Annotated in this window: 13 protein-coding genes and 1 CRISPR repeat array; of the genes, 3 read left to right on the forward strand and 10 right to left on the reverse strand. The window is 69.7% G+C overall.

The features are described 5' to 3' along the window. Positions 1-16: 16 nt before the first annotated feature. From FHR84_RS11410 to FHR84_RS11455, 10 genes are all read right to left on the reverse strand, one after another. Positions 17-568 (reverse strand): hypothetical protein, encoded by a 552-nt coding sequence (locus FHR84_RS11410; RefSeq protein WP_179535477.1) that lies wholly within the window; start codon positions 566-568, stop codon positions 17-19. Beyond that, entirely contained in the window at positions 568-996 is a 429-nt protein-coding gene (locus FHR84_RS11415) for a hypothetical protein (RefSeq protein ID WP_179535478.1), read from the reverse strand. Before FHR84_RS11415 ends, FHR84_RS11410 begins: the two co-directional genes overlap by 1 nt. Continuing rightward, on the reverse strand, positions 977-1,201 hold the full coding sequence (locus FHR84_RS11420; protein ID WP_179535479.1) for a hypothetical protein: 225 nt from the start codon (positions 1,199-1,201) through the stop codon (positions 977-979). The genes FHR84_RS11415 and FHR84_RS11420 overlap by 20 nt, the downstream gene beginning before the upstream one ends. Continuing rightward, entirely contained in the window at positions 1,198-2,325 is a 1,128-nt protein-coding gene (locus tag FHR84_RS11425; RefSeq protein ID WP_179535480.1) for a hypothetical protein, read from the reverse strand. Before FHR84_RS11425 ends, FHR84_RS11420 begins: the two co-directional genes overlap by 4 nt. After that, positions 2,322-2,705 (reverse strand): WhiB family transcriptional regulator, encoded by a 384-nt coding sequence (locus tag FHR84_RS11430; protein WP_179535481.1) that lies wholly within the window; start codon positions 2,703-2,705, stop codon positions 2,322-2,324. The genes FHR84_RS11425 and FHR84_RS11430 overlap by 4 nt, the downstream gene beginning before the upstream one ends. Then, the gene (locus tag FHR84_RS11435; RefSeq protein WP_179535482.1) at positions 2,705-3,238 is read right to left on the reverse strand and encodes a hypothetical protein; all 534 of its coding nucleotides are present in this window, start codon (positions 3,236-3,238) and stop codon (positions 2,705-2,707) included. Before FHR84_RS11435 ends, FHR84_RS11430 begins: the two co-directional genes overlap by 1 nt. Positions 3,239-3,584: 346 nt before the next feature. Then, a complete protein-coding gene (locus tag FHR84_RS11440) occupies positions 3,585-3,791 on the reverse strand; it encodes a hypothetical protein (protein WP_218862758.1) in 207 nt (68 codons plus the stop codon). 22 nt (positions 3,792-3,813) lie between these two features. Continuing rightward, entirely contained in the window at positions 3,814-4,704 is an 891-nt protein-coding gene (locus tag FHR84_RS11445) for a helix-turn-helix domain-containing protein (RefSeq protein ID WP_179535484.1), read from the reverse strand. A gap of 13 nt (positions 4,705-4,717) precedes the next feature. Then, positions 4,718-5,185, reverse strand: a complete 468-nt coding sequence (locus FHR84_RS11450) for a DUF3307 domain-containing protein (protein WP_179535485.1) — start codon at positions 5,183-5,185, stop codon at positions 4,718-4,720. Next, positions 5,182-5,430 (reverse strand): helix-turn-helix domain-containing protein, encoded by a 249-nt coding sequence (locus FHR84_RS11455; protein ID WP_092523442.1) that lies wholly within the window; start codon positions 5,428-5,430, stop codon positions 5,182-5,184. Before FHR84_RS11455 ends, FHR84_RS11450 begins: the two co-directional genes overlap by 4 nt. A 170-nt stretch (positions 5,431-5,600) precedes the next feature. Between FHR84_RS11455 and FHR84_RS11460 the strand changes: the two genes are divergently transcribed. From FHR84_RS11460 to FHR84_RS11470, 3 genes are all read left to right on the forward strand, one after another. Then, positions 5,601-5,963 carry a helix-turn-helix domain-containing protein gene (locus FHR84_RS11460; protein WP_179535486.1) on the forward strand — a complete coding sequence of 121 codons (363 nt, stop codon included), beginning with the start codon at positions 5,601-5,603 and terminating at the stop codon, positions 5,961-5,963. 285 nt (positions 5,964-6,248) lie between these two features. Continuing rightward, positions 6,249-7,448, forward strand: a complete 1,200-nt coding sequence (locus tag FHR84_RS11465) for a helix-turn-helix domain-containing protein (RefSeq protein ID WP_179535487.1) — start codon at positions 6,249-6,251, stop codon at positions 7,446-7,448. Next, positions 7,445-7,975 carry a flavoprotein gene (locus FHR84_RS11470; protein WP_179535488.1) on the forward strand — a complete coding sequence of 177 codons (531 nt, stop codon included), beginning with the start codon at positions 7,445-7,447 and terminating at the stop codon, positions 7,973-7,975. The genes FHR84_RS11465 and FHR84_RS11470 overlap by 4 nt, the downstream gene beginning before the upstream one ends. Before the next feature lie 513 nt (positions 7,976-8,488). Continuing rightward, positions 8,489-9,187: direct repeats of the CRISPR family, unit length 28 nt; unit sequence GTGCTCCCCGCAGGTGCGGGGATGATCC. The last annotated feature ends 29 nt before the right edge of the window (positions 9,188-9,216 follow it).

Raw genomic sequence — 9,216 nt, forward strand, 5'->3', positions numbered from 1 at the left:
CCTCCTCGGTAGGTAGTCAGGTCGCCAGCACGACGACCAGGACGATGACGGCGGCGGTCAGCACGAGCCGGGAGGGGCGGCGCGCCAGCCAGAGCAGCGCGTACCCCACCGCGGTGATCACCAGGGACACCCAGCCGAACCACTGGCCCGCGGTTCGCAGCGCGGGAACGCCCCCGGACCACTCGGCCCGGCGGGCACGGGTGTGGATGTCCCGGAGGGACGGCGGGCGAGCTCGCCACACCGACCCGTCGAGCGCCGCGCGGGCGGTCTCACCGGCCTCCGCCGACCAGGCGGAGATGGCCGTTCGTAGCTTCGCCACCGAGGTCGGTGCGACTTCACCTTCCGGTTCTCGCGGTTCGATCCGGTCACTCGGCGTGTTCACCGCTTGGCGCTCGCCGGGGAAGGGGAGGACCTCCCCGCCCTCGGATTCCTCGCCCCCGGCGGCCGGGTCCTCGCGCGCGCGTGCGCGATCGCGCTCGGGCTCGCGCTCACGCCCCCGATTGGAGGCCGCTGCCGGAGGGTTCGCGGTGTCGTGCTCGGTCCCTTCCCACGGGTCGGGGATCGCCATCAGCGGTCACCACCTTCGGCGTCGATCCGCTGGGCTTCTTCGCCCAGGTGCCGGGCGTAGTGCTCGAACAGCCGGTCACGCTCCGCTTCGGACAGCAGCGAGATCGCACCCCGCAGGCACATCAGCGCATTGCCCAGCCGTGCGGAGTCGGTGCCGCTCTGGTTGAGCTTGCTGTCGTAGAGCGCCGCGCTCGCCGGGTTCGGTTCGGCCCGCTCGAGAACCCGGCGCACGTGCTCGCTGATCTCGGCGTGCTGCTCGCGTGCTGCGCGCCCGGGGCCTCGGGAGTGCGTGACCGCGCTGAGCAACGCGTCCTGCGCGGCCCGGAACCGCTCCACGGGGGTGCTCGCCTTGCGGGCCCGGTCCGCGTGGTGCGCGGTGCGGCGCCGCAGCGAACGCACCTTCCTCGGCTCACGCTTCGTCGTGGTCATGCTCGTCCACCTCCTCGCCGCGTGCGCGCATCGCGTCGAGCGCCACTTCGTCGGCGCACTGCCAGATGTCCATCTGGTCGTCGGCCTGCCAGTGGCCTTCGCAGAGCCAGGCCGTGGTGGCCACCGGCCGCCGGCTCGGGCCGCGGCGGGCGTGCAGGTCCCGCCGCGCCCGCTCGACCAGTTCCTGTTGGAGTCGCTCGGTCATGCCGCGACCTCCGCCTCGCCGTCGCCGCCGCGGCCGCGCAGCGCCCGCAGCACCTCCTGGGCCGTGGTGGCGCGGATTCCGAGGTGCCGTTGCACGGCTCGCCTGCTCGGTCGCGGGTTCAGCTCGCCGGTCTCGATCGCTTGCCGGGCTCGGGTCACGAGTTCGGCCAACTCGTCGTTGGTTCCCGCCTCGGGAACCGCCGGGTCTCCGGAGCCGGTTTTCGCTGTTCCCGCCGGTTCCGAGGAGGTGGATTCCCCGGACAGCCACCGGCCGATCTCGGCGGCCAGCTGCTCGCCCTCATGGGGTTCGTCGGACTTCCGGGAACCACTCGGTGTCAGGCCGGGAACCACCGCGTCCCGCAGTCGATGGCCGCCGAACCGGCTCCGCGTGAGCGTGACCGTGCCGGGGGCGTGCCGGAGCTGGATGGTGCCGTCCTCGGCGAGCTCACCGACCGACCGGCGAACGGCGGCCCGCTCCATCCGGACCCGGCGGCGCTGCGCGATCCGCGCCGTACGGGCGGCCGCCCGCTCGGTGCGGGAGCGCCGGGTCCGCATCGGCGCGGCGGTGATCAGCTGGTGCGCGACGACGCCGCCGACCGAAACCAGCGCCATGACCAGCCCGACGACCACGCCGGAGGCGCCGAAGCCGTGCAGGAAGTTCAACGTCGCGTTGACCGCGGCGAACGTCCACACCCCGGTGTGCAGCCACCCCGTCGGGCGCCCCTGCCCGCGAGCCAGGTGCACCGAGAACGCGAACGCCCACATCGCGCCCTCGCTGAACAGCGGCAGCACGCCACCGAGCGGCCCGTAGATGTCGACGCCGTAAGCGGCCATCGCCGACCAGGCCAGCAGGGCGGGAACCACCACGATCACGCTCATCAGCAGCTCGGTCGGATGAGCCTGGATCCAACTCACCACCGAGGCGAGCCGCTGCCTGCGCTCGGCGGCACGGCGCTGCTTGCGCTGTTCCCGCTCGTCCCGCTCCTCGCGAGCCCGCCGTGCGGCGTCCTCGGCCATCGCACGTCGGGTCTCGGCCCGCACCGACTCGGCCTCGGCCCTGGCCCGTTCCGCTTCGCCCTTGGCGGCGGTTCGGGCGGCCCCCGGGTCCACGAAACGAGTGCTCATGCCGCTTCACCTCCGATCTCGGTGAGCCGGCCCCGCTGCCGCAGCTTCCGGAAGAGCCTGCTCAGCCGCTGGAAGTCGGGCTGGCCGACTCCGCCCCAGCCGCCGTAGCGCTCGCCGCGCAGCAGCGCGCCGGCCAGGCACTCGTCGGCCACCGGGCAGCCCCGGCACTGCTCGGCGATGCGCTCGCGCTCGGCCCGGACGAGTCGTTCCCCGCTGTCCTCCTCGGCGTTCGGGAAGAAGACGTCGACCGGAACGTCGGCGCAGTTGCGCCGTTGCTCCTCGGTGACTCTCAGCTGCAGCGTCCAGCCGTCGGAGTCGGCGAACCGCGCGGCACGTTCGAGCTGTTCGCGCTGGAAGCGGGTGATCCTGTTGTTGGGCATCACGCGACCTCCGTCCGCTCGAGATCGATGAGAACGTCGGCAAGTGCGGAGTTGACGAGTCCGCAGAGCTGCCCGAGTGCTTCCTTCACGGTCTCGGTGTCCGGCACGGCCCGGACGGAGTAGACCGGTGCGGGCAGCCGGTCGGTGAGCACCGGAATGTCGAACCGCAGCACGTTGGTCGCGTGGGGCCGGCCGCGGATCCAGCCGACCCAGCGACTCCGCAGATCACGCGCGATCTCGGAGGGCAGCTCCGCGGTGAGGTCGACGCGGATCACCGCGGTGCCGTCGTCCTCGCGCAGGAATTCCGCGTCGAGGACCTGGTCGTGCGCGACGAGATAGCCCGGTGTCATCACCGGGGGCCGCGCGATCCGCCAGGCGGAGGCGGCGAACTCCACGGGGTCCGCGGTGGGCTCGTCCCCGTCGAGGAAGGCGGCGGTGTTGCGCCGCAGGTACGCACCGAAACGGGACTCGGAGTCGCTGGCGTGAGCGCGGTCGTAGTGGTCGTCCGGTTGAATGAGAGGTGTGGAACGCACAGTTGGCTCCCGGAAATTGGGTTGAGGTGGATGATTCGGGGCGACGGGTGCTTGGCGGCTTCGGTCGCCCGGATCGCGAACCGCTTACTGGGAAACGGGGTCCGCGGGTACGTAGCCAGAAGAGCTCATCACCGGGCAGAGCGGTTCACCATCGCGGTGACTCCACTCCGGAAGTCCCTCGGCCCTCAGCTGCGGTGTTGCTTTGGTGGGCGGAGTGTTGATCGCTTCCTCTTCGCACTCCGGGCAGATCCACTTCGCGGCCATGTTCAACCTTTCCTTCCTGGAAAACTGAGGTGGAAGTTCAGAGACAGCGGGTGTTTGGCGGCTTCGGCCGCCTCTGAGGAGGTCAGAGTCCGAGGAGGTGCTTGCCGGACTCGGTCAGTACGGCTTGCACGCGGGCTCCGCCCGCCGCGGAACCGCTCGGTTCGAGCAGCTCCTCGTGCGCCAGGTGGTGGGCGGTGACCTGGTCGCAGCAGCAGGCCCCGTCGACGAACAGATCGGGTTCGCGACCGCTGCTCATCTCGACGCGGCCGTCGGCGACCGCGCGCAGCATCGAGTGTTCCCGGTGGGGTAGCTCATTGGCCGTGCGAGACACTGGAAGTACTCCTTCCGGTTTCCTGATCGGTTGGGGTGGACGGCTCGGGGCGGTGGGTGCTTGGCGGCTTCGGCCGCCCCGAGTCGCGATCGGCGTTGCCCGGGTGGCACTGCGGGCAGCGCGACCAGCGGCCGTCCGTGCGTTCGACCGTCCGGCTGGGTTCGTCGCAGTTCCCGCACCAGTCCGGCCGATGTGATGTCGGCTCCTCCGTGACTGCTTCGGGCAGATCGTCGAGCCGGGCCGCGAGCACGGCGGCCGGGGACTTCACGCCTTCCGGGTTCGCGCCGAGGTAGTGCGTGAGCCGCTGGGTGGACCAACCGGCGGCCAGCGCCTGGACCACTTTCGGAGCGATCCGCTTGCGCTGTTGCGGCGTCAGCGGCCACGACTGGCCGAGCCCGTCCAGTACGGCGTCGATGTCGGTGCTTTCCTCCTCCTTCCGCGCGACTTCCGCCGCGTGCGGGGCGGGGGACGGTTCCAGGACGGTTCCGGGGGGTTCGGGCGGCGCAGCTGTGCCGGGGGTGGGGTGACGCAGCTGCGCCACCCCTGGGGCGGCAGCGGTGCCACCGGTGGCGTTTTGCCGGGGGTGGCAATTCGCCGGGGGTGCGGGCTGCTGTCCCATTAGGACGGTGTAGCGGTTGGCCTCCCTCCCGCCGCGCTTGTCGATGTGCAGTTGTCCCTGGTCGGAGAGTTTGCGCAGGATGCGTTGCACCGTGCGCTCGTCCAGCCGGGTCTTGCGGGCGAGCGTGCTGACCGATGGGAAGGCGTTCGCGCCGTCGTCGGCGGCGTTGTCGGCGATGGCCAGCAACATCAGCAGCTCCGTCCCCTTGGTCGGGGAGTTGTCCCAGACCCAGGTCATGACCTTGATGCTCATTCGTTCCTCGGGCTCACACGAATGCCGTCAGCAGGGCGGCGACGAACAGCCACAGCCAGTGCCAGGACTGGTCGAGCACGTAGGCTCCGGTGCCCAGCGAGGGGTTGTCGTCCTTGCCTTCCCGGGGCGATCCGAGCGCGTAGAAACCTCCCCGTCCCACGGTCGTGGCGAGTCGGTGCAGGGTCCAGCGGCGGTCCGCCCAGTAGTGGGTGAGTGCGGAAACCAGCTGTCCCGTCACGAACCCGGCGGGAGTTACCGGGAGCCCGAACAGCGTCCACAGCAGACCGACGAATCCCGCGGTCACCGCGGTGTAGCCGGCCACGTGCGCGGCGCAGGCCGAGCGGCCGGAGCGGCCCGGCAGTCCTTTGGTGCCGGCCTGGTGCGAGGTCTGCACCCAGTGGTCGGCCACGTGGTGGGCCACCAGCAGCGACGGGAGAGTCACCGCGAACGTCAGCGCCGTCTCCGTACCGGCCGCGATCATGCCGCCGCTCCCGTGGCGAACTCGGTGGCGTCGACGGCGGTGTTGCGCTCGAGCGCGGCCTCGACCATGGCGTCGATGGCCTTCGCCGGGACGATCAGCCTGCCGCGGATGCGGATGGCGGGGAACTCGTGGTTGCCGATGGCGCGGTACAGCGTCATCGCGGACACCCCGAAGAGCCCGGCCACCTGCTCGACGCTGTAGAAGCGGGGTTCCTCGGCGCCCGCTCCGCTCCGTGCGTTGAACATCTGTCTCACCTGTTGCCTCCAAGCTCGCTGTGGACACGAACAACAATAGCTAACGTAGCTAATATTGGCTACCCCTGATTCGGAAGTGATTCGTTCGCGCAGGTCGATCGACGGAATCAGCTACGAAGGCGCTAACCTTGGCGCTGCGGTGACGCGCGTGGAGGTGAGCAGTGGAGGACGACTGGGCCGCTGTGGCGGAGGCGATCTCGAACCGCCTGCGTGAGCTGGGGCTGACCCAGTTGGAAGTCGCGGCCAGGTCCAAGGTTTCGCCGGCCACCATCCGCGAGCTGCAGTACAACAAGATGCCGCGCCGCCGGAACCCGCGAACCCTCGAAGCGCTGTCCGAGGCGCTGGACTGGCCTTCCGACTACCTGGGCAAGGTGCTCACCGGAACCGCCGCGCAGCCGTACGCCGAAGAGGCGAACGACCCGGTGCTGCTCAAGCTCGACGACGTACTCGAACAGCTCCAGGAGCTCAGGAGCCGTGTCGATGCCGTCGAGCGGCGCCAAGCCGGCGGAGCCGAGCAGTCCTGAGCGCGCGGACCTGGCTGATCAACTCGTCGATCTCGGTGGTCGAGACTCCTGGGGAGTCGTCGTTGCCCGCGTCGTCGAACCGCGTGCTCGGCCGACTCGCGGGCGAAGCCTTCTCGTCACGGGACATCCGACCCCTCCTTCGCGGCTGCTGTCATCGACTGCCGCCCATTAGCCTGGGTGCCGGAAGCGGCGAGAACCCGCACGCGAGAACACCCGCACCACGGTGCGGATCGGACCCGCACAAAAGTGCGGGTTCCGGCTGCGTGGGAGAGGTTGAATGGCGGCATGGTGACCGAAGGGCCGATAGGCGAGCGCATTCGCATCTACCGTCGCAGGCGTGGGTTGAGCCAGCGCGAGCTGGCCGAGCTGGTGGCCCGCTCGGAGTCGTGGTTGTCGCAGGTGGAACGGGGCATCCGGTCGGTGGACCGGTTGTCGGTGCTCATCGACATCGCGCGGGTGCTCAAGACCGATGTGGAAACGCTGGCCGGGCACCGGTTCGCCCTGGCGCCGAACGGCCAGCCCGAGCTGGACGGCCTGGAGGAGATCCGCTCGGCGTTGAGCGCCTACCCGGGGTTGGGTGTGTCCGCGGTGTCGGCGGGGAACCTGGACGAGATCACCAGGATGACCGGTGAAGTGCACCGGCGGTACCAGTCGGCCGACTACGGGGCGGCGGCCGGGATCCTGCCGAGCCTGGTCACCAGCGTTGACGCGATCGTGGCGGAGACCGGCGGGGACGAGCGGCGCCGGGCGTTGTCGGTGCAGAACCAGGTGTACATCGCGGCGGCGAAGCTGGTCACCAAGATCGGTGACGGGCAGTTGGCCTGGGTCGCCGCCGATCGGGCGGTGACGGCCGCGATGCGGGCCGAAGCACCCACGCTGGGGGCCGGTGCGGCGTATCAGGTGGCGTGCGCGTTCCTGAAGCTCGACCAGCTCGATCGGGCCGAGCACGTGGCCATGACCACTGCCGAGCAGTTGGACGACGACGGTCCGCTGGGGGTGTCGTATCAGGGCGCGCTGTTCTTGATCGGCTCGGTCATCGCCGGGCGTCGCAGCGATCACGCTGAGGCCACCGACCGGTTGCGGCGGGCGCAGTACCTGGCCGATGCGCTGGGCGAGGACGGCAACTACGGCTGGACCGCCTTCGGGCCGACCAATGTGGCCATCCACCGGGTGTCGGCCGCGGCCGAGCTGGGCGATGCCAAGCACGCGATCACGCTGGCCGAGGGCATCGACACCCAGGGGCTGCCGGAGGGGTTGAGCAGCCGGAGGGCGCAGGTGCACATCGACACGGCGTGGGCGTATTCGCAGCACCGCGAGGACGCTGCGGTGGTGGTGAACCTGATGGAGGCCGAGCGGGTGGCGCCGCAGGCGCTGCGCTACAACGTGATCGTGCGCGAGCTGCTGCGCGAGATGCTCAAGCGGGAGCGCCGGTCGGCCACGCCGGGGCTGCGGCCGCTGGCGCAGCGGGCTGGAGTGCTGTCATGACCGCTGGGGACGGGCCGGTGGTGTATCTGGTCGGTACCGCGGCGCCGCCGGTGCGGGAGCTGGCCGAACCGGTCGGGCTGCTGCGCCGGGCGGGTTGGGACGTGTGCGTGGTGCTGACTCCCACCGCCGCGGACTGGGTCGACGGGGAGGAGCTCGCCGAGCAGTCCGGTCGTCCGGTGCGTGTGTACCCCAGGATGCCCAGCGAGCAGGACCCGCTGCCGAAGGCCGATGCCGTGCTGGTCGCGCCGGTGACGTTCAACAGCCTCACCAAGATCGCCACCGGTGTCAGTGACACCTTGGCGGTCAGCCTGGTCAACGAGCTGCTGGCCGGCGAGGTGCCCATCACCCTGGCGCCCTGCGTGAAGCCCGTGCTGCGCCGGCACCCCGCTTACCCGGCCAATATCCGGCTGCTGACCGATGCCGGCGTGCGCCTGCTCGACCCGGACAGCCTCACCAGCCGCGGCACCGACGGCCTGGCCACCTTCGACTGGAACACGGCAGTCACCGAGTTCCTGCGCGCCGAATGAGTTCGAGAAGGATCGAGTGGTTGTCGTTTTTGCGGTGTGGGGTGGATGTAAGTTGGCTCGGTGGATGTTTGAAGCAAACTGAAGCTGTTTTGCTGCTTCGGGCTGTATAGTTCCTGGTCATCAAGTAGGTGCTCCCCGCGCAGGCGGGGATGATGCCGACGACTGGATCAGTTCGGTGCAGGAACAAAGGTGCTCCCCGCGCAGGCGGGGATGATCCCACCGAGACCGTCGGCGAGGACGACGACGCGGCGTGCTCCCCGCGCAGGCGGGGATGATCCGCGGTGTACGTAGATGGGCAGACGAGCTGGACCGTGCTCCCCGCGCAGGCGGGGCTCTTCGGATGGTCTTGTACGGACCTTGGTGGTTGCCGAGTTTCTGTGCTCCGGGGGGAGTTCGAGAAGGATCGAGTGACTGCCGTCTTTGCGGCGTTGGACGGATGTAGGTTGGGGTGGTGGCTGATGCAAATTGAAGCTGTTTTGCTGTTTCGGGCTGTATAGTTCCTGGTTATCAAGTGTGCTCCCCGCAGGTGCGGGGATGATCCGTAATATGCCTCGCGTGGCAACAGAGGACGATTGTGCTCCCCGCAGGTGCGGGGATGATCCGACTCCACGGGCAGCCACCCGGACGACGCCCGCGTGCTCCCCGCAGGTGCGGGGATGATCCGTGGAAGTACAAGACCCGAGTTGCTTACTCCGCGTGCTCCCCGCAGGTGCGGGGATGATCCCCCAATTCGCGGTCGGGTCCTGAGTGAAAATCGGTGCTCCCCGCAGGTGCGGGGATGATCCCGTCCCTACGACCTTCGCCATGCCTGCGTGTCGGTGCTCCCCGCAGGTGCGGGGATGATCCGGGCTCCGGATGCGGGCCGCCGAGCGCAGCTGGGTGCTCCCCGCAGGTGCGGGGATGATCCGGCGAAAGAGGCCGCGGCGATGCCGGTCACGCTGTGCTCCCCGCAGGTGCGGGGATGATCCGCTGTACTGGGCGGCCAACAACGCGGTCGCGTTGTGCTCCCCGCAGGTGCGGGGATGATCCGCCCTACGTCACGGTCACATCATCGGACTTGTTGTGCTCCCCGCAGGTGCGGGGATGATCCGATCCATTGCTGAGTAGAAGTCCGCAGACTGCCGTGCTCCCCGCAGGTGCGGGGATGATCCATTGTCGAACCACCCGACCGATGGGGCAATCGAGTGCTCCCCGCAGGTGCGGGGATGATCCCTCCACGTCCATCAGCAGCCGGTCGCCCT

The sequence above is a fragment of the Actinopolyspora biskrensis genome (assembly GCF_013408175.1).
GTDB classification, from domain to species: Bacteria; Actinomycetota; Actinomycetes; order Mycobacteriales; family Pseudonocardiaceae; genus Actinopolyspora; species Actinopolyspora biskrensis.

Bases quoted from the DNA above. Each gene is read 5' to 3' on its own strand.
- FHR84_RS11410 (WP_179535477.1), bottom strand. From the start codon at position 568: ATGGCGATCCCCGACCCGTGGGAAGGGACCGAGCACGACACCGCGAAC.
- FHR84_RS11415 (WP_179535478.1), bottom strand. From the start codon at position 996: ATGACCACGACGAAGCGTGAGCCGAGGAAGGTGCGTTCGCTGCGGCGC.
- FHR84_RS11420 (WP_179535479.1), bottom strand. From the start codon at position 1,201: ATGACCGAGCGACTCCAACAGGAACTGGTCGAGCGGGCGCGGCGGGAC.
- FHR84_RS11425 (WP_179535480.1), bottom strand. From the start codon at position 2,325: ATGAGCACTCGTTTCGTGGACCCGGGGGCCGCCCGAACCGCCGCCAAG.
- FHR84_RS11430 (WP_179535481.1), bottom strand. From the start codon at position 2,705: ATGCCCAACAACAGGATCACCCGCTTCCAGCGCGAACAGCTCGAACGT.
- FHR84_RS11440 (WP_218862758.1), bottom strand. From the start codon at position 3,791: ATGCTGCGCGCGGTCGCCGACGGCCGCGTCGAGATGAGCAGCGGTCGC.
- FHR84_RS11445 (WP_179535484.1), bottom strand. From the start codon at position 4,704: ATGAGCATCAAGGTCATGACCTGGGTCTGGGACAACTCCCCGACCAAG.
- FHR84_RS11450 (WP_179535485.1), bottom strand. From the start codon at position 5,185: ATGATCGCGGCCGGTACGGAGACGGCGCTGACGTTCGCGGTGACTCTC.
- FHR84_RS11455 (WP_092523442.1), bottom strand. From the start codon at position 5,430: ATGTTCAACGCACGGAGCGGAGCGGGCGCCGAGGAACCCCGCTTCTAC.
- FHR84_RS11465 (WP_179535487.1), top strand. From the start codon at position 6,249: ATGGTGACCGAAGGGCCGATAGGCGAGCGCATTCGCATCTACCGTCGC.
- FHR84_RS11470 (WP_179535488.1), top strand. From the start codon at position 7,445: ATGACCGCTGGGGACGGGCCGGTGGTGTATCTGGTCGGTACCGCGGCG.